Genomic DNA, 17,834 nt, shown 5'->3' with positions numbered 1-17,834 from the left:
CTCAAACCGGGATGGAAATAAAAGTTATTAAAATCAATACAATGTGAAAATGCAATGAGCATAAGCGTGTAACGTAGGTTTACTGTCTCGTACAACAAACCCACCAATAATTCAAGACGTCCTCCACGGGGCGCTTACGAACCGAGCATGGCATTGCCTTCCACCGATTGACGGGTATCCAGGCGCCGGAATTTACGACCAGCGACGATTTCGGTGCTTTGGCCGGTTTTCTGCACGTCCTTATATTGGGATATTGGGTTTTCAGACCGGACAGGCTGCCCTGAGCCATCTTGTTAAAGGCATCGGTGCTGGTATCATTGGCATCGCCGGCCGTGGTCGGCACTTCGCTCACCCCGATCACCTGCTGACGCTGCCGATCGGTGAACACCTGGATCTTCACGCCGAGATTTTGCGAGGTGGTGTCTTCGCGGGTTTGATTAACGAAAGCACCCGGTACTTGCAGCGTCACTTTGCCGTTCAGCGCAGCGACGTCGATGCTTTTGACCGACGGCGCGGACGCGTTGCCCGTCCCGCTGTCGGCCGCCGACGCCACCGTACCCGCCGTGCCTGCCAGCCCGGCGGCCGACAGCATAAGGAATAGCGCGATCTTGAAATAATGCCTGGTCATAGCCCTCAATCTTTATCCGCAATGATGTTCCATTAACCGTAGCAACGGCCGACGGATTACGCAACTGACTGAAAAAGAAAACTGTTTACATTATGGTGCCCGCTTACCTGGGTCAAGGGTTTGCATCGCTGGCCGTAGCGGCGAATAATAGCGCCCTACCCTCATTGCGGGAGAAACCCCTCGTGAAACACGCCGCTTTTCACGCCGATGACGCCCAGCCGGGCATTTGTCAGTACTGCGTCCGCCGGCGCGGCCGGCTCCACCAAACGGAGCCGGACTGGCTGGCCGAGGAAGTGCCGGTCACGCTGGTCTATAACGGCATCTCCCATGTGGTGATGATGGCGTCGCCGAAAGAATTGGACGCTTTCGCCCTCGGCTTCTCGTTATCCGAAGGCATTATCGCCTCGCCGGCGGATATTTACGGTATCGATATCGTGCCGGCCCGTCAGGGTCTAGAGGTGCAGGTCGAGCTTTCCAGCCGCCGTTTTATGGCGTTAAAAGCGCAGCGGCGAGCGCTCGCCGGGCGCACCGGTTGCGGTATCTGCGGCGTGGAACAACTGGATGAAATCGGCAAGCCGCTGCCGTCATTACCTTTCACGCAGCGTTGGCCCCTGGCACAGTTGGATCGGGCGCTGGCACAATTGCCAGAGGTGCAGCCCATCGGCCGGCTCACGGGCTGCACCCATGCCGCGGCCTGGATCTCGCCGGATGGGGACTTAGGCTATGGCGCCGAAGACGTCGGCCGCCACGTGGCGCTGGATAAACTGCTCGGCATGCGCGCGCGTCGGGGTGAAACGCCCGGGGCGGCCCTGGTTTCCAGCCGCGCCAGCTATGAAATGGTACAGAAAGCGGCCATGTGCGGGGTGGAAATCCTGTTCGCCGTTTCCGCCGCCACCTCGCTGGCGGTAGAGGTCGCCGAGCGCTGTGGCCTGACGCTGGTGGGATTCAGTAAACCGGGGCGCGCCATGGTCTTTACCCATCCAACGCGGATTGTTGAAGACGTAAGTTAAACATGTTCTTTTTAAAGTCACCGATAAACGTTTTATTCAACGTTTAATTAACTATAATGATCAGATTGCTTACGCGACCCTAACATACTTTTAAAGGGGGCCGGTTCAACTAGAAATGGAGAGATTGTTATGAGCTTTACGCTACCTTCCCTGCCTTATGGCTATGACACCCTGGAACCGCATTTCGACAAAGAAACGATGGAAATTCATCACACTAAACACCATCAGACCTATGTCAACAACGCCAACGGCGCCCTGGAAAGCCTACCGGAATTCGCCAATTTGCCGGTCGACGACCTTATTCAAAAACTAGACCAGCTCCCGGCGGACAAAAAGACCGTACTGCGCAACAACGCCGGTGGTCATGCCAACCACAGCCTGTTCTGGAAGGGCCTGAAGCAAGGCACCACCTTGCAGGGCGAATTGAAAAGCGCTATCGAGCGTGATTTCGGCAGCGTTGACGCCTTTAAAGAGGCGTTCGAGAAAGCCGCCGCGACTCGTTTTGGTTCCGGCTGGGCCTGGCTTGTGAAAAAAGACGGCAAACTGGCCGTGGTGTCCACCGCCAACCAGGACAACCCGCTGATGGGCGAAGCGATTTCCGGCACCTCCGGCTACCCGATTTTGGGTCTGGACGTCTGGGAGCACGCTTATTACTTAAAATATCAGAACCGCCGCCCGGATTACATCAAGTCATTCTGGAACGTGGTGAACTGGGATGAAGCGGCCGCGCGTTTTAGCCACGCCTGATTTATCCCCGCCACGCGCCCGAGCATCGGGATAACGCCGGCTCATCCCCGCCCTCGGCGGGGATTTTTTTTTGCCCGCGCGCCGTCAGCGAATAACACGGACGTTCGGGAGGAAGGTGTGAGTAAGTGGGATTCAGCACTGCCCTTTCGGCGGATAACGCGGGCGCAACAAGCCCGGCGCGGCGTTTATTTCAGCAACAACCGATCGGAGAACGCTTTTTTGGCGCTGATCCGCACCAGATATTCGGGGGCGGAAAGGACCATTGTGGAGCGCACCATTTGCTGGTAGCGCTGCCGTTGCATCTTCGCCAGCTCTTCATCTCCCGGCGCGTGCGCGATCTGCGGCGACGGCGGGAACGCGGCGACACAATGCAGCTCGCCAAACGGCCCCATAATTTCATCATCGGTAAAGCGGTAATCGCCCGGATCCTGCTGCAATTCCTCATGCAGCGCCATCAGCAGTTCGGCGTCTTCATACTCCTGGCGGCTTATCACCCCCAACGCATAAACCAATTTCAAGCGCACCGACAGCGGACCTGCGCCCACCAGTAGCGGCTCCACGGTGTATTTAACCGCATAGTCATCCTTGCGGAACACCTGCGTCACCAGAATGGCCACGGCTTCCGCCAGCAGCGTAATCGCCGCCCGCAAAAACTCCCGCACCGTGGTTCCGGCATTCAGGCGTTCGAGCACGCTATTTTCCAGCAGCTGAGTGTTTTCCGTCATGTTGCATACCATGTAGCGGGCCAGGAAGCGGCATCGCATCCGCCCCCGGTTCTGTCGATTACTGCATGGCGTTATAGGCATTCACCACTTGCGCGACAACTTCACTTTCTTCATCGAGGCCAGAGACTTTGGCCAACGCCGCCGCAGCGCCAACGTCTGCCAGCAATGCCGCCCACTCTTTGGCCTGCGGGTTCTGATCGCTGCGATAGTGCATGGCGGCGGCGATGCCTTTGACCAGATTGGCATGGCCAAGGCCGTATTCCAACGTACCGCGCAAAGGTTTAATTAACCGATCGCCTTCGCCAAGTTTACGCAACGGCTGCCGGCCAACGCGTTCCACGTCGTCGTGCAGATAGGGGTTCTCGAAGCGCTGCAAAATTTTGTTGATATAGGCAGCATGCTTTTGCGCATCGAAGCCATAACGATTGATAAGTACCGCCCCGCTCTCCTCCATCGCGCCTTTGACTACTTGGCGTACGGCAGGATCGAGAATGGCATCGCGGATGGTCTGGTGACCGGCAAGCTGGCCCAAATAAGCGGTGATGGCGTGGCCGGTATTAAGCGTAAACAACTTGCGTTCAACAAACGCCATTAAATTGTCGGTCAGTTCCATACCGGCGAGGGTGGGCGGGACGCCTTTGAACTGGGTTTTATCCACAATCCACTCGCTGAAGCTTTCGACCATCACCGCCAGTGGATCGTCACTGCCCGCTTCGGCGGGCGGCACGATACGGTCCACGGCGGAATCGACAAAACCCACCTGCTGCTCTATCCAGGCGTGATATTGCGGCTCCAGCGCGTTAAGAACGTGTTGCTTGAGCTGGCTAGTGCCGCGCACCATATTTTCACAAGCGATGATGTTCAGCGGCTGCGTGTTGCCGCCATCGTGCCGCTTAACCAGTCCGCGAGCAATGGCCGGCGCGATGCGCTCAAGAATCTGCGGGCCCACCGCGGTGGTAATCAAATCCATGCTGGCGATAAGCGCCACGACGTCGTCGCTGCCGCTGTGAACCGCGCTGACCCGGCTGACGGTCTCCACCTGTGCCTGTTCACCCACCACCCGCACCTGGTATTGATGGCGCTGGTTAAGCGCATCGAGAACCTGCTGGTTCACATCGGCGAAAACAACCTCTACACCGGCATCGGCCAACAGTTTACCGATAAACCCGCGGCCGATATTACCTGCTCCGAAATGTAATGCTTTCATAACGTTAACCTTAAATTATCTCAGCAAAAATCTAAGCAAAAAAAGGGCCATGGCAGGCCCCTCGTTTCTTGCGCAGAGTGACCCCGCCCCCATGCCTGGTCAGGACGCTTTAGCGCTCGCCAGCAGTTCCAGGACTTCCTGCACGTCGGTGGTTTGACTTAAACGTGCGATCACCGCGTCATCATCCAGTGCATTGGTTAAACTGGTGATGACCTGAATATGCTCGTTATTGCGCGCGGCTATACCTATCACCAGCCGGGCGATATCGTCTTCCTCATCACCAAAGCGTACGCCGTCAGGGTACTGGCAGAACACGACGCCGGTACGCAGAACGCGATCCTTCGCCTCGATCGTGCCGTGCGGCACCGCGATGGACTCACCCAGATAAGTCGAGGTCAGTTTTTCGCGATCCAGCATCGCCTGTACATATTCGGGCTGGACATAACCGCCTTTAACCAACTGCTCACCGGCGAAACGGATCGCCTGCTCTTTATGATCCGCGTGTTGACCGAGAAAAACGTTGTCTGCGGTGAGGCGGAACAGGTTTTGTTCGCTGTCGTCCAGCGTGGTCATGACTTTTTGCTGATTATCCCCGCTTTTCTGTACCGCCACCAGACGCGCGGTCAAATCGCTGTAAAGCTGGCTGTCGAGGAAGTTATTCAGCGAAATATGCTGCGCCTGCGGCGCATGACGCATCACGCGCTCAGTCAGATCGCGATGGGTTATCACCAAATCCACATCGTCGGGTAGATTATTGATGGCGCTGTTGGTCACGCTAATGTTCTTCAACCCGGCCTCGTTCACCTTTTTACGCAACACGCCGGCGCCCATCGCGCTCGATCCCATACCTGCGTCACAAGCCACAATAATTTTGCGCACCGAGCTTAAATCGCCCGTGGCGCCAGCGTTAACGGGGGCGGCGACGCCTTTTGACTGGGCATTCATATCCTGCACGCGGCGTGACGCCTCGGCGAGATTATCTTCATCGCCGGTCGCGCGTGAACTCTTGAGCAAAATCGAAGAGATGATGAACGAGACGGCGAAAGCGGCAACGATAGCGGCCAGGTTAGCGAAATAGGTGCCTTTGGGGGTCATGGCCAACACGGGCAGAATGGAGCCGGGAGACGCCGGCGAAACCAGACCGCCGCCCAGCAGATTCAGCGTGAAAACGCCGGTCATGCCGCCGAGGATCACCGCAATCAGTAAACGCGGGTTCATCAGCACATAGGGGAAGTAAATTTCGTGAATACCCCCCAGGAAATGGATGATGCCTGCGCCGCCGGCGGACTGCTTGGCGTTACCGCGGCCAAACAGCATATACGCCATCAGAACGCCCATGCCCGGGCCGGGGTTGGCTTCAATCAGGAAGAATATCGATTTACCGGTCTCTGTTGCCTGCTGAATACCCAGCGGCGAGAAGATGCCGTGGTTGATGGCATTATTCAGGAACAGGATTTTTGCCGGCTCGACGAAGATGGAGGTCAGCGGCAGCATGTTATAGGTCACCATCAGGTGAACGCCGGCCGCCAGGCCTTTTGACAACATTTCGACCAGCGGACCAATAGCCAGGAAGGCCAAGATCGCCAGCAACATACCGATAATACCGGCCGAGAAGTTATTCACCAGCATCTCGAAGCCGCTTTTGATTTTACCGTCTACAACGCGGTCGAAGCGTTTGATAGCCCAGCCGCCCAGAGGACCGGCAATCATCGAGCCGAGGAACATCGGCATATCGGCGCCGGCGATCACCCCCATCGTGGTAATCGCGCCGACGACGCCACCGCACTCGCCCCCTACCATCCGACCGCCGGTATAGCCAATCAGCAGCGGTAGCAGGTAGGTGATCATCGGTGCGACCAATTTGGCCAACGTCGCGTTTGGCGTCCAGCCCGTAGGAATAAACAGCGCGGTGATGATGCCCCAGGCGATAAAGGCGCCAATATTGGGCATCACCATATTGCTCAGGAAGCGGCCAAAGTTCTGCACTCTGACCTTGATATCCGAAGAAGACATAAAAACTCACCCTTATTGAGACGCGCTATACAACTATACAATAAGAGCGCGTGAAATTTGTTGCGGCAGTGTTGCATCATCCGCCGGTATTACTATTGGCAGCGCGACTCTACCACGCTCTTTATGCGATAGCGTAGCGAGGTCAATTATTGTGATGCTAATCACGAGGACACCCCCTAAAGAGGGCTATCCTAGTGATACCCATCACAAAATAACGCTGAAATAAAAGCACATTCATGAGGAACCGGTTTAATTTAGCGCCTTATTGTGATCTACATCACATCATAAGGCAGCGAATTTGTAATGGAAACGTGACTTAAATCACAAAAAACTTGTTAGCGGGGCGCCTATACCGGCGATGCTTGGCGCTAAGGGCCATCAGCCGCGGCGGTATGCTGCGAAAAGGTGTAACAAAGTTACCGTTAGAAAAAGAGGAATATGCGCTACCGCCGCGCGCTGGGCGACAAGCGCCAACGAGGTACGCCGGCGCGGTTGCGCTTGCCGGCGTATTAAGCTCGGCGGCAGGACGAGCAGGCCAACCGTGCGCCCGTCCGGCATCACCTAGCCCAGGGCGGTGGCGCACAGGCCGCGCCTGCACTGTTTTGCGCCTGTAGCAGCTGCTGATGCTGGTTTTGCAGGCCGGTCATAAGCTCGTTATATTGCGTGACCTGCAGCTGCGTGGGGAAACTTACCGATCCCCCTTCATAGCTGGGCTGCCCCTGTCCCGTCTGCATGGCGAGAAAATCCCCACATGGACCAGCTGCTCCGCCAGAGAAGAGGTGGCGCCGATCACGGGTGTGACTTTCTGTATCGGCCCTGTTACCAGCTTGTCGTACGCCTGCGTATAAACCTTTTGCAAATCTTCAGGCTGCTTAAGCGCGGCGCGGGCATCGTCCGCCTGTTTTTTAGCACGAGCCAGATCGGGGGCAAGCATATTCAGCGCGCCGCCGGCCTGCGCGAGCGTCTGCCGATGGGACACATAATCCTGCGGCACGCGAATTTGGCTTATCTCATCGAGCACCGGTACCAGCGAGCCGTTAACCGAGCTGAGGAATTTGTCGCTAAAGGTTTGCAAAATCTGGTAGTCATTGGCGTATGGGCCAAACTGCTCCTTTTGCGCCGCGCTCAGAGTGGGGATCCGTTCACCGCCCGGCAAAATCGTATTTTGCAAGAATTGTATAAAGGCTTGCTGCTGTTCCGGCTCTTTATCGCCGCAGCCGGTCAGTTGAAAGACGCCAAGCAACAAAACAAGCATTGCCAGCAGCGGTCGATAGAGACCCATGCGCTCCCTTAAAGTCATAACCTTTATTCCTGTAAATGAAAACTCATTTTCCCGGTTTAGGTATTCACTTCGCCTTCCCTGACTCAGTAACAATGATAGTGCAGTTTCGCGACGGGCAAAAACCGCGGACTCGGCGCCCGACAGGGGGCGCCGTGCCGGCGGCAACACGCGGCCTATTGCAGCAGCGAAATATCCGCGACCTGCAAGAACAGTTCGCGCAGCTGCGACAGCAACGTCAGGCGATTCATCCGCACCTGATTATCCTCCGCCATCACCATGACGCTATCAAAGAAGGCATCCACCGGCTCACGCAGCGCCGCCAGCTCCACCAACACGTCCTGATAGCGTCCGGCCTCGAACATCGGCTGCAGTTTTTCGCGTAGCACCACCAAATGGGTCGCCAGCGTGATCTCCGCCGGATCCTTAAGTAACGAGGCCTGCAGACTCGCGTGGACCGGATCGTCGGCTTTGGCCAAAATGTTCGATACCCGCTTGTTGGCCGCCGCCAGCGCAGCGGCTTCATCCAGGGTGTGGAAATAGCTCACCGCGCGTACCCGGGCGTCGAAATCCGCCGGGCGGGTCGGGCGACGTGCCAGTACCGCCTGGATGGTGTCGACGCTGTGTCCCTGCTCTTGATACCAGGCGCGGAAACGGCCGAGAATGAAGTCGATAACATCCTCCACCACCGCGCCGTTGGTCAGCTTTTCGCCGTACAGGCGCGCCGCCTCTTCCGTCAACGTCTGCAGGTCGAGGGGCAGCTGTTTTTCCACGATGATACGCAGCACGCCGAGGGCGGCGCGGCGCAGGGCGAAAGGATCTTTATCCCCTTTAGGATGCTGGCCGATACCGAAAATGCCGGCCAGCGTGTCCATCTTGTCGGCGATGGCCACCGTGCAGGACACCAGCGTCGTGGGGAGGGCATCGCCGGCGAATCGCGGCTGATATTGCTCTTTTTGTGCCACCGCCACCGCTTCCGGCTCGCCATCATAGCGGGCGTAATGCATGCCCATCACACCCTGGGTGTCGGTAAATTCAAACACCATATTGGTCATCAGGTCGCATTTGGACAACAGGCCAGCACGCGCCGCCTGCGGCACATCCGCACCAATTCGGGCGGCTATCCAGGCCGCCAGGGCTTCGATGCGATCGCTTTTATCGCGCAGGGTGCCAAACTGCTTTTGGAACAGCACCGTATCCAGGCGCGGCAGGCGATCTTCCAACCGCTGTTTGCGGTCGGTATTGAAGAAGAATTCCGCATCCGCCAACCGCGGGCGCACGACCTTTTCATTGCCGGCGATAATCTGCTGCGGATCTTTCGACTCGATATTGGCTACGAAGATGAAGTGCGGCATCAGATTGCCCGCGGCGTCATACACCGGGAAGTATTTTTGGTCGCCTTTCATGGTGTAGACCAGCGCTTCCGCCGGCACCGCCAGGAACTTCTCTTCAAAACGGGCGGTAAGCACCACCGGCCATTCCACCAGCGACGTGACCTCTTCCAGCAGGCTATCGCTCAGATCGGCCACGCCGCCTAACCGTTTGGCCGCCGCTTCCGCGTCTCGGCGAATCGTTTCTTTACGCTGCAAATAGTCGGCCATTACCCAGCCGCGCGCCAGCAACACCTGCGGATACTGATCCGCGTGCTCGAGGCTGATTTCCCGCTCGCCCATAAAGCGGTGGCCGCGCAGAAGGCGATCGGCGTCAATGCCAAGCACCTTGCCCGGTATCACGCTGTCGTCCAGCAGCATCGTCACGGTGTGCACCGGCCGAATGAATTGAGTCTCATTGTCGCCCCAGCGCATCATTTTCGGGATCGGCAGCTTACCCAGCGCGCGGCTGACCATATCGCACAGCAGGGCCTGCACAGGCTGCCCCTTTACCCGGGCGCGGTAAACCAGCCATTCGCCTTTCTCGGTCGCAAGACGCTTGGCCTGGCTGACCGTAATGCCGCAGCCGCGCGCCCAGCCCTCGGTCGCTTTCGTCGAGTTGCCGTCGGCGTCGAACGCCTGGGCGACGGCGGGGCCGCGCTTCTCAACGTCGCTATCGGCCTGGGCGCCGTCGAGTTCGGCGACCTTGACCGCCAGCCGGCGCGGCGCGGCAAACCAGCTCACTTCGCCGTGGCGAACGCTGGCCGCATCAAGTTCACCGCTAATTTGGGCGGCGAAGGCCTCAGCCAAAGCGCGCAGCGCCTTTGGCGGCAGCTCTTCCGTGCCGATTTCCACCAGAAAAGTGTGTTGCGTCATGGCTACCTCTTATTTCTCATTCTTTTTGCACATCGGGAAACCCAGCGCTTCGCGTGAAGCGTAGTAGGCTTCCGCCACGGCTTTGGTCAAGGTGCGGATCCGCAGAATATAGCGCTGACGCTCCGTGACCGAAATCGCCTTGCGGGCGTCCAGCAAATTGAAGCTGTGCGCCGCCTTAAGAATGCGCTCATAGGCCGGCAGCGGCAGCGGTTTTTCCAGGGCCAGCAGGGTTTGCGCCTCTTTTTCATACTGTTCAAAGCAGGTGAACAGAAAATCCACGTCGGCATATTCAAAATTGTAAGTCGATTGCTCGACTTCGTTTTGATGAAACACGTCGCCATAGGTGGTACGGCCCAGCGGGCCATCGCTCCAGACCAGATCATAGACGCTATCGACGCCCTGCAGATACATCGCCAAACGCTCAAGCCCGTAGGTAATTTCCCCCGTGACCGGCCGGCATTCCAGCCCGCCCACCTGCTGAAAATAGGTAAACTGCGTCACCTCCATGCCGTTCAGCCAGACTTCCCAGCCCAGTCCCCAGGCCCCCAATGTCGGGTTTTCCCAGTTGTCCTCCACGAAACGGATATCGTGAATGGTGGAATCCAGGCCAACTTCTCTCAGCGAACCGAGATATAATTCCTGGATATTCTCCGGCGAAGGTTTGATGATGACCTGAAACTGGTAATAATGCTGCAGCCGGTTGGGGTTTTCACCGTAGCGGCCATCGGTAGGACGGCGCGAAGGCTGTACGTAGGCGACGACGATGGGCTCTGGACCAAGCGCCCGCAGGCAGGTCATGGGATGGGAAGTCCCCGCGCCGACTTCCATATCCAGCGGCTGGACGATGGTGCAGCCCTGACGCGCCCAGTAATCCTGGAGCGTCAGGATCAGGCCCTGAAAGGTCTTGGGATCAAACTTTTGCATGTTGAATTCGCACGCGTTGCTAGTGGATGTGATGTAATGAGAAGGCGCCAGTATACCCTCTGGCGTTTAGATATACAGCCCGGATCCGGCAACAACTGCGAATACGCGCCGCAGATTCAACCAGAAGGGTCAGCGTCGTGCTTATTCGCCGAACGGCAGGAGGGTCTATGCAACCTTATTCGCACCGGAACATTGGCCGTATCAACTTCCGCCGGCAAAACGTCGCGCAAGCCGATGTCTCATGGTGATCCGGCCTATGCGCCAGCAGGATCTGCCGGCGGTGTTAGCGCTGTGGCTTGAAAGCACCACCCGCGCGCATCCTTTCATTCCGCCCTTCTATTGGCAGGAGAGTCTGCCGTCGGTGCGTGACGAATATCTACCCGCTGCCCGTACCTGGGTGGCGGAGCGGGAATCCGCACTCGCCGGCTTTATCAGCGTGTTGCGCGACAAGGTGGTAGGGGCGCTGATGGCGCTGGTGCAGCAGGCTTATCCCGCGCTGACGCTGGAAGTTTACCGGCTCAACCGTAACGCCTGCCGGTTTTATCATCGCCACGGATTCATCCCGATTGCGCAGCGGCTCAACGGTGATACCGGCCATCTCATACTCACCCTGCACTGGCGCCCCGGCGGCATAATGCATAGCATCACGCCTCCCCCATCATGAACGCGTGACCGACTCTGCTATCGCCCCGCCAGCGCTATTACGCGGGGCGTCCCGCGCTACCCGCCTCGTCTTGACCTCCCCCGGCGGCGCGTCTGTTCCCCGCGGTGAAAAGTGGTATTCTGATTAATAATGAACCTGGTAATCACTGATAAATGGAGATTTCGATGAAGCCTGCTGTGATTTTGTATAAATCCATCGTAAGCGCCCCGTAGAGGACGTCTTGAATTATTGGTRGGTTTRYTGTMTSAKACARYAAACCYACSWWWCACGCTTATGCTCATTGCATTTTCATATTGTATTGATTTTAATAACTTTTATTTCTATCCCGGTTTGAGTGATATGNAATTAGTGGTTCTGAAGTTTGTGATAGTGTCCATTAAAATTTAAGTGGACACTATCATCGCCGGATTATCCATGATCTGACAGCCGTCCCTTATAGGATGCGGGTTCACTAGGCATCGTAGTGGAACATATTCTTACCGGGCTATGCAACAAACCCACCAATAATTCAAGACGTCCTCCACGGGGCGCTTACGATAAAAGCGTGGTGGCGGTTTTTCGACAGCGGTGATTCCAATATAGGCGTCAGCGGTAACAGTTGTGAAGCTACGTGCACAAAGTCACCAAAACTAATATCGAATTTATCGAAGCATACATCTTCAATATCAAAATCGGCTTTCTCTCGTTGCTCGTCGCTAATACCAAAGAGTGAGCAAAGCAGTTCTTCATAATCAAATTCGTTCATCATTCAATCCTCCGTTGACTATCAAAATATTTCCGCTTCTCCCAATCTTCCCGACATTCTTTGCAGCAAAAATTACCCTCGGTTGACGCGTCGCAATAATAGCAGCGTCCGTTAACCGGTAATTCCTTTTCTCGATGATTGGCAATCACGTGTTGGCGGAAGGCTTCTTCGTTCTGGCTGGCTAAATCTACATCATCTGCCATAAGTCTATTTCATGCTCCTCAATCATTTAGTGGTAATCGGGTATTGTCCGTTAGCGGTGCCTGATATTTTTCAACCATCCTCGCGGCATAAGCGAGAGCGTCCTCACGGTCGGAGAAGTCGCCGATAGCTTGTAGCAAGCCGTCGCTACCTCGGATATAAACGCTAAAAAAATCAGGATTATCATTCTCTTGCATTATGTCGCCGTAGTCGTCGACCACTCCCGACAGGATGATTTCAGTAACAATCGTCCCCGGCTCTATCAGGTGGTCGAATTCATCAATGAGCTTTTGCATTGTGATCTCAATATGTGTCAGAATAAAGCGTATACTCTTCTTCCGGTAATATTACCTCGCTGAAAATATTTCCGCCTGCTTTCTATACCCCGCCTGAAATAAGGGCACATTCTTCAAGTAGCACGAACCCTCTTCAAACTCTACGAACGCCCCGCGATGTGGATATCTGGCTTTCATGTGCTTCTGGGCGGAAAGGGTGATTTGCTCTTGGTACTGAAATAAATCTGCTAGGATGATTGGGGATATTGCTTTATTTATCCTGCTAACTTTTCTCTTGCTGGCTAATTCAACCTTTGACGGAGTTGGGCGGTTAATCGTTAGTGTTGTGCCGAAATCATTAACAGCGATTGGCTGCAAATGAGCACGACGCTCACGGCGACGCGCAGCAGATGAGTCTTTGTACGCTGTTCTGCGTTGCATATTACCTCCTACATGGGTTTTGGTGGTGTGGTGGTCGGTGCTGATCTCCGGCTCAGGATTCTGGCCCGCAGTCTTGCGCATGGGGTCACTCTCAAATCCAGTGAGGTAACGCCTCTATCAGGCTACGGACATGCTGTGCATCAGCCTGCACATTCACCACACCCCAAAACTCACGCTTGGGTATTGATTAGCCTTTCGGCTACGTAGAGCGCATGGCTCATTGTGAAAAGAGCGGTTACTGCTTCCCACCTGCTGACTCTTCTTGCGGCTGTCTGGTGAGTTGATGAAGCGAATATACCAAAAGATATAATAGCTGTAAATGGCTTTGGGACTTCCAATGGCTATTTTTAGCTATTTACTTGATAAGGAAGGAAATTTATTTTTTTATAGGAATTGAATTGCGAATTTTTGGAGATGCAGAAACGGCGGAGTGGGATGAATTGGCCCGCGATCACGGGCTAGAGAGATAAGAAATATATCTTGGATATTAACTCCATGATTATAGTAGAACAGAGTACCAAAAGACTCTCCCGATGATTTCCACATCAGACTCTTGGGCCTCCTCATCTTCTTCACGATTGAAGCTGTGAATGATTAGCTTCCCCCCTGGCTTGCGATATAATTGCTTAATTCTTTTAAGTTTATCATTATCACAGCCCTCCTGAGCTATAGCATATAATCTTCCATCAATAATTCGCTTATTATTTGTATCTATAGCAATGGTACTTCCGTCAGGAATGATTGGCTCCATACTATCACCTGATGCAGGAAAACAAATCACTCCAGTACCATCACTATTTGCTCCAACTCTTTTCAATGTTGCTTCAGAGAAACGCAATTTAAAGCCATTATAATCTTCTTCTTGGATGCACCCATCGCCACAAGCAAACTCGATATCTTTCAAGAAAGGGATTTCAACTTCATCACTCCTCAAGGGCGTATGACGGTCCAATGGTTCAATTCTTCCCCATTCATTTTCAGGAGGTATGGTTGAGTTTGGATCATGCGGTTTAAGGTCAGTTTCACGCATGACCCCCCTACCTGTCGCTAGCCATTCTGGGCGGACATTGAGTACACGGGAAATCTCAATTAGCTTTCGTGTACTATTTGATTTCCCGGATGTAAGTTTCCAAACACTAGGCTGAGCCATCCCTACTGCCTCACCTAATGAAGCTTGTGTGTACCCACCTTCTTTCATGGCGAGATTTAATCTATCTGCAAAGGTCGTTTCTTTCATATTTCCAGCATATAACTTCAGCTATATAGCGTCAAAGGCCAAAAGCTATTTACAGCCAGGATATCTTTGGCTATTATGTGTGTGTTAAGTGGACCAAAAGGTATACATATGTACAATGAGGCTATTGATGCAGCAATCAAAATTGTAGGCAGCCAGCTAAAGCTTGCTGAGGCTTGCAATGTTAAACAACCATCCGTTTGGGCTTGGTTGCATGGGAAGAAAAAAACATCACCAACTAATGCTAAGCGCATAGAAAAAGCCACAAAAGGCAGAGTTTTGGCTTATCAAATTCGCCCGGACCTTCAGGATCTGTTCCCCCATCCGGAACAGGTGGCCTAACCAGAAGTACCCGCTCTTATAACAATCGGCATCATGCCGTACGTCGCTGAAAAGCGAACTCAACATCCCACAGTACTAACTCACTATGACTCGCTCACGGCTTCGTCACGTCTATTGATTATCACACAAAGGATTATCTCCGATGGAGAATGCAAAAACACGCAAAAATTCTGCGGTTGAGTTTATCAGCCGTCACCTCGTTGCATCAGCTTATCAGGCAATCATGCGTGTTAAGCAAACGAACATAGCCAAACTTCTTGGTGTGCCTGATTCGACGATTCTGCGCCGCTCCGAGAGGCTCACAGAAACGATGAATATTCTAGCCGCCAGTGGCGTACAGGATTTCGTCTTCGAGGGTGAGAAAAAGCTGCCAATTGAGCAATACCGCTGGTTGATGTCGTCAGCGATGGAGTTTGCACGCATGCAACTAGAAGCGACCGAACCTGCATCAGGCGATGAATACCTTACTGCATAGGGGGAAGAATGATGTCAACACAAAAGAAAAAGCCTCTGAAGCTGGAACTTCAAAGGCCTTATTTCGCTACAAGCTACTACCAAATCTAGGGGGTAATTATACATGAAGGACCACGATCATTTCAAGCAAGAAGAGGAGCGGCGCTACCCGTATTCACCCGATGGCATTGTCGTCGCGGCTGTGAATAACAAATCGTTCGCAGAGCGGTTTATTGACGCGTTTCGATTAGCCAAAGAGGGAGTGAAAAATAATGGGCACCGTTAAGCAGCTATCGGATTACTAGAAACATCTGATGGTGAGGAGAAAACACCGCCGACATAGGGATGCTGGGGACTTAAGAACACAAGTTATTGAGGTGCTACCTTAAATAGCAAAATAAATATGAGTCAAGGCATTAGAAAACGCAAGCAAAACATCATCACCAGCTGGACTATTCCGGCAACCTCGAACATATCGTCCGGCGCATAGATAAGCGTCTGGTGGAAGAATTCCGCAAGTTGAAGGAGAGGTCAGAAAAATGAGTATGTCATTGATGGCTAAGGCCATGAATATCAAAGTCGGTAACCCGATACGTAAGTTGGTTCTCCTTAAGCTGGCTGATAATGCCAATGATAAAGGGGAGTGCTGGCCGTCGTATCAGCACATCGCCGATCATTGTGAATGCAGTAAAATCGTAAGCGCCCCGTGGAGGACGTCTTGAATTATTGGTGGGTTTGTTGTATGAGACAGTAAACCTACGTTACACGCTTATGCTCATTACATTTTCACATTGTATTGATTTTAATCATTTTTATTTCAATCTCGGTTTGAGTGATATGAAATTAGTGGTTCTGAAGCTTGTGATAGTGTCCATTAAAATTTAAGTGGACACTATCATCGCCGGATTATCCATGATCTGACAGCCGTCCCTTATAGGATGCGGGTTCACTAGGCATCGGAGTGGAACATATTCTTACCGGGCCATACAACAAACCCACCAATAATTCAAGACGTCCTCCACGGGGCGCTTACTTCAAGTGAGGCAAAGCCAGACGCAACCCGCTGACCGTCAACACCACCAGGACGATCAGGGTGGCGCCAATCGCCATCAGTATCCCCGGTAGTCGCTTCACGCCTGTCTCCTTGCTTGCTGTTGCGCGGCCGTCGCGTCCGACGTGACGGCTTTTACTGGTTACAGATCTGCCTGGCGGCAACGGCTTACATCATCACCACATCGAACTGCTCCTGGCTGTAAAGCGGCTCAATCTGGACTTTCACCTGCTTGCCGACGAAAATTTCCACCTCGGCCAGCGCGTGGGGCTCATCGCTTTTCAGCGCCTCGCCCACCGCGGCCGACGCATAGACCAGAAAACGATCGGAGTCGTAGGCATGGTGCACGCGCACGATTTCGCGCATAATTTCATAGCATACCGTTTCAATGGTTTTCACCGTCCCGCGGCCGTGACAGGTAGGACACTCGCTGCACAGCACATGTTCAATACTTTCACGCGTGCGTTTGCGCGTCATCTCCACCAGTCCCAATTGTGAGAACCCGTTGATACCGGTCTTCACCCGATCTTTACTCAGCGCCTGCTCAAGGGAATGCAGCACCCGCCGGCGGTGCTCCTCATTGCCCATATCGATAAAATCAATAATGATAATGCCGCCGAGATTACGCAGCCGCAGTTGGCGCGCAATGGCCTGCGTGGCTTCAATATTGGTGTTAAAGATCGTTTCATCGAGATTGCGGTGGCCGACGAAGGCGCCCGTATTAATATCGATAGTGGTCATCGCTTCGGTTTGATCAATGATCAGATAGCCACCGGATTTAAGCTCAACCTTACGCTCAAGGGACCGCTGAATTTCATTTTCCACATCATAGAGATCAAAGATCGGTTGCTTACCGCTGTAATACTCCAGCTTAGCGGTCATTTCCGGAATATATTCTGCGGTAAACTCCAGCAGCAATTCGTGCGTCAGCCGTGAGTCAACCCGAATACGGTCCAGCGCCGCCCCGGCGAAGTCACGCAATATACGCTGGGCGAGGGCCAACTCGCCATACAGCATATAGCGGGTCTGATTGCGGCGCTTACGCTCCATGACTTTTGTCCACAGCCGTTTGAGAAAGGCGGCGTCCTGAGACAGCTCTTCGTTGCCGATGCCTTCGGCCGCGGTACGGATAATAAAACCGCCCTGCTCGTCGCAATATTGCGCCACGATGTGTTTTAAACGCTCACGCTCCGCCTCGCTGTCGATACGCTGCGACACACCGACGTGGGCGGCCCCGGGCATAAAGACCAAATAGCGCGACGGCAGCGTAATATCGGTGGTCAGCCGCGCCCCTTTCGTCCCGAGGGGGTCTTTCACCACCTGCACCATAATATCCTGCCCCTGGCGCACCAGCTCGGCGATATCGCGCACCTGAAAATTCTTTTGTTCTTCGCCGGCCACGCATTCAGTATTAGGCATAATATCCGAGGCGTGCAGGAAGGCGGCTTTGTCCAGCCCGATATCGACAAACGCCGCCTGCATGCCCGGCAGCACGCGGCTAACCCGTCCTTTATAAATATTACCGACAATTCCGCGCCGCGCTTCCCGCTCGATATGGATTTCCTGCAGGATGCCGCCGTCGATATAGGCAACCCGTGTTTCGGAGGGCGTGATATTGACCAGTAATTCAGCTGTCATAGATTCCTCTT

Annotated in this window: 17 protein-coding genes and 2 pseudogenes; 7 read left to right on the top strand and 12 right to left on the bottom strand. The window is 54.1% G+C overall.

Features of this window, described 5'->3' with window-relative positions:
* Positions 1-79: 79 nt before the first annotated feature.
* Positions 80-628, bottom strand: coding sequence for a hypothetical protein (locus ACMX3H_RS01030; RefSeq protein ID WP_415209467.1), 549 nt, complete (start codon positions 626-628; stop codon positions 80-82).
* A gap of 92 nt (positions 629-720) precedes the next feature.
* Between ACMX3H_RS01030 and fdhD the strand changes: the two genes are divergently transcribed.
* Together fdhD and sodA are read left to right on the top strand one after the other, a co-directional pair.
* The gene (gene fdhD / locus ACMX3H_RS01025; RefSeq protein WP_415209466.1) at positions 721-1,638 is read left to right on the top strand and encodes a formate dehydrogenase accessory sulfurtransferase FdhD; all 918 of its coding nucleotides are present in this window, start codon (positions 721-723) and stop codon (positions 1,636-1,638) included.
* 129 nt (positions 1,639-1,767) lie between these two features.
* On the top strand, positions 1,768-2,385 hold the full coding sequence (gene sodA / locus ACMX3H_RS01020) for a superoxide dismutase [Mn] (protein WP_415209465.1): 618 nt from the start codon (positions 1,768-1,770) through the stop codon (positions 2,383-2,385).
* Between the two features lie 185 nt (positions 2,386-2,570).
* Here sodA and ACMX3H_RS01015 read toward each other — a convergent pair whose 3' ends face one another.
* The 6 genes and pseudogenes from ACMX3H_RS01015 to glyQ all read right to left on the bottom strand — a co-directional run bounded on the left by ACMX3H_RS01015 (position 2,571) and on the right by glyQ (position 10,779).
* Entirely contained in the window at positions 2,571-3,110 is a 540-nt protein-coding gene (locus ACMX3H_RS01015; RefSeq protein WP_415209464.1) for an MltR family transcriptional regulator, read from the bottom strand.
* Between the two features lie 58 nt (positions 3,111-3,168).
* Positions 3,169-4,317, bottom strand: a complete 1,149-nt coding sequence (locus ACMX3H_RS01010; RefSeq protein WP_415209463.1) for a mannitol-1-phosphate 5-dehydrogenase — start codon at positions 4,315-4,317, stop codon at positions 3,169-3,171.
* Positions 4,318-4,416: 99 nt separating this feature from the next.
* Positions 4,417-6,330 (bottom strand): PTS mannitol transporter subunit IICBA, encoded by a 1,914-nt coding sequence (locus ACMX3H_RS01005; protein WP_415209462.1) that lies wholly within the window; start codon positions 6,328-6,330, stop codon positions 4,417-4,419.
* A 557-nt stretch (positions 6,331-6,887) separates the two neighbouring features.
* Positions 6,888-7,585 (bottom strand): annotated as a pseudogene (locus tag ACMX3H_RS01000) (DUF3053 domain-containing protein).
* A gap of 200 nt (positions 7,586-7,785) precedes the next feature.
* Positions 7,786-9,855, bottom strand: coding sequence for a glycine--tRNA ligase subunit beta (glyS, locus tag ACMX3H_RS00995; RefSeq protein ID WP_415209461.1), 2,070 nt, complete (start codon positions 9,853-9,855; stop codon positions 7,786-7,788).
* A 9-nt stretch (positions 9,856-9,864) separates the two neighbouring features.
* Entirely contained in the window at positions 9,865-10,779 is a 915-nt protein-coding gene (gene glyQ, locus ACMX3H_RS00990; protein ID WP_415209460.1) for a glycine--tRNA ligase subunit alpha, read from the bottom strand.
* 244 nt (positions 10,780-11,023) lie between these two features.
* Between glyQ and ACMX3H_RS00985 the strand changes: the two genes are divergently transcribed.
* On the top strand, positions 11,024-11,443 hold the full coding sequence (locus tag ACMX3H_RS00985) for a GNAT family N-acetyltransferase (protein WP_415209472.1): 420 nt from the start codon (positions 11,024-11,026) through the stop codon (positions 11,441-11,443).
* A gap of 744 nt (positions 11,444-12,187) precedes the next feature.
* Here the strand turns inward: ACMX3H_RS00985 and ACMX3H_RS00980 are convergent.
* From ACMX3H_RS00980 to ACMX3H_RS00965, 4 genes are all read right to left on the bottom strand, one after another.
* Positions 12,188-12,391, bottom strand: coding sequence for a hypothetical protein (locus ACMX3H_RS00980; protein WP_415209459.1), 204 nt, complete (start codon positions 12,389-12,391; stop codon positions 12,188-12,190).
* Positions 12,392-12,409: 18 nt separating this feature from the next.
* The gene (locus ACMX3H_RS00975; RefSeq protein ID WP_415209458.1) at positions 12,410-12,685 is read right to left on the bottom strand and encodes a hypothetical protein; all 276 of its coding nucleotides are present in this window, start codon (positions 12,683-12,685) and stop codon (positions 12,410-12,412) included.
* A gap of 51 nt (positions 12,686-12,736) precedes the next feature.
* On the bottom strand, positions 12,737-13,186 hold the full coding sequence (locus ACMX3H_RS00970) for an antitermination protein (RefSeq protein WP_415209457.1): 450 nt from the start codon (positions 13,184-13,186) through the stop codon (positions 12,737-12,739).
* Between the two features lie 418 nt (positions 13,187-13,604).
* Positions 13,605-14,342 (bottom strand): XRE family transcriptional regulator, encoded by a 738-nt coding sequence (locus tag ACMX3H_RS00965; protein WP_415209456.1) that lies wholly within the window; start codon positions 14,340-14,342, stop codon positions 13,605-13,607.
* A 108-nt stretch (positions 14,343-14,450) separates the two neighbouring features.
* Here ACMX3H_RS00965 and ACMX3H_RS00960 point away from each other — a divergent pair, with 108 nt between their 5' ends.
* The 4 genes and pseudogenes from ACMX3H_RS00960 to ACMX3H_RS00945 all read left to right on the top strand — a co-directional run.
* Positions 14,451-14,681: a transcriptional regulator gene (locus ACMX3H_RS00960; RefSeq protein ID WP_415209455.1), complete on the top strand. Its 231-nt coding sequence runs from the start codon at positions 14,451-14,453 to the stop codon at positions 14,679-14,681.
* Positions 14,682-14,823: 142 nt separating this feature from the next.
* A complete protein-coding gene (locus ACMX3H_RS00955) occupies positions 14,824-15,156 on the top strand; it encodes a hypothetical protein (RefSeq protein WP_415209454.1) in 333 nt (110 codons plus the stop codon).
* 102 nt (positions 15,157-15,258) lie between these two features.
* The gene (locus ACMX3H_RS00950; protein WP_415209453.1) at positions 15,259-15,420 is read left to right on the top strand and encodes a hypothetical protein; all 162 of its coding nucleotides are present in this window, start codon (positions 15,259-15,261) and stop codon (positions 15,418-15,420) included.
* 253 nt (positions 15,421-15,673) lie between these two features.
* Positions 15,674-15,826: pseudogene (locus ACMX3H_RS00945) on the top strand (helix-turn-helix domain-containing protein); the annotation flags it as partial.
* 527 nt (positions 15,827-16,353) lie between these two features.
* Here ACMX3H_RS00945 and rng read toward each other — a convergent pair.
* Positions 16,354-17,823, bottom strand: coding sequence for a ribonuclease G (gene rng, locus ACMX3H_RS00940; RefSeq protein ID WP_415209452.1), 1,470 nt, complete (start codon positions 17,821-17,823; stop codon positions 16,354-16,356).
* Positions 17,824-17,834 lie beyond the last annotated feature (11 nt).

It is taken from the genome of Sodalis sp. (in: enterobacteria) (assembly GCF_047607725.1).
GTDB lineage: Bacteria > Pseudomonadota > Gammaproteobacteria > Enterobacterales > Enterobacteriaceae > JBLKSS01.
Note: the sequence above shows the minus strand (reverse complement) of the source record. Positions and strands in the feature narration are given on the sequence as shown.

Bases quoted from the DNA above. Each gene is read 5' to 3' on its own strand.
- ACMX3H_RS01030 (WP_415209467.1), bottom strand. From the start codon at position 628: ATGACCAGGCATTATTTCAAGATCGCGCTATTCCTTATGCTGTCGGCC.
- fdhD (WP_415209466.1), top strand. From the start codon at position 721: ATGGTGCCCGCTTACCTGGGTCAAGGGTTTGCATCGCTGGCCGTAGCG.
- sodA (WP_415209465.1), top strand. From the start codon at position 1,768: ATGAGCTTTACGCTACCTTCCCTGCCTTATGGCTATGACACCCTGGAA.
- ACMX3H_RS01015 (WP_415209464.1), bottom strand. From the start codon at position 3,110: ATGACGGAAAACACTCAGCTGCTGGAAAATAGCGTGCTCGAACGCCTG.
- ACMX3H_RS01010 (WP_415209463.1), bottom strand. From the start codon at position 4,317: ATGAAAGCATTACATTTCGGAGCAGGTAATATCGGCCGCGGGTTTATC.
- ACMX3H_RS01005 (WP_415209462.1), bottom strand. From the start codon at position 6,330: ATGTCTTCTTCGGATATCAAGGTCAGAGTGCAGAACTTTGGCCGCTTC.
- glyS (WP_415209461.1), bottom strand. From the start codon at position 9,855: ATGACGCAACACACTTTTCTGGTGGAAATCGGCACGGAAGAGCTGCCG.
- glyQ (WP_415209460.1), bottom strand. From the start codon at position 10,779: ATGCAAAAGTTTGATCCCAAGACCTTTCAGGGCCTGATCCTGACGCTC.
- ACMX3H_RS00980 (WP_415209459.1), bottom strand. From the start codon at position 12,391: ATGGCAGATGATGTAGATTTAGCCAGCCAGAACGAAGAAGCCTTCCGC.
- ACMX3H_RS00975 (WP_415209458.1), bottom strand. From the start codon at position 12,685: ATGCAAAAGCTCATTGATGAATTCGACCACCTGATAGAGCCGGGGACG.
- ACMX3H_RS00970 (WP_415209457.1), bottom strand. From the start codon at position 13,186: ATGCGCAAGACTGCGGGCCAGAATCCTGAGCCGGAGATCAGCACCGAC.
- ACMX3H_RS00965 (WP_415209456.1), bottom strand. From the start codon at position 14,342: ATGAAAGAAACGACCTTTGCAGATAGATTAAATCTCGCCATGAAAGAA.
- ACMX3H_RS00960 (WP_415209455.1), top strand. From the start codon at position 14,451: ATGTACAATGAGGCTATTGATGCAGCAATCAAAATTGTAGGCAGCCAG.
- ACMX3H_RS00955 (WP_415209454.1), top strand. From the start codon at position 14,824: ATGGAGAATGCAAAAACACGCAAAAATTCTGCGGTTGAGTTTATCAGC.
- ACMX3H_RS00950 (WP_415209453.1), top strand. From the start codon at position 15,259: ATGAAGGACCACGATCATTTCAAGCAAGAAGAGGAGCGGCGCTACCCG.
- rng (WP_415209452.1), bottom strand. From the start codon at position 17,823: ATGACAGCTGAATTACTGGTCAATATCACGCCCTCCGAAACACGGGTT.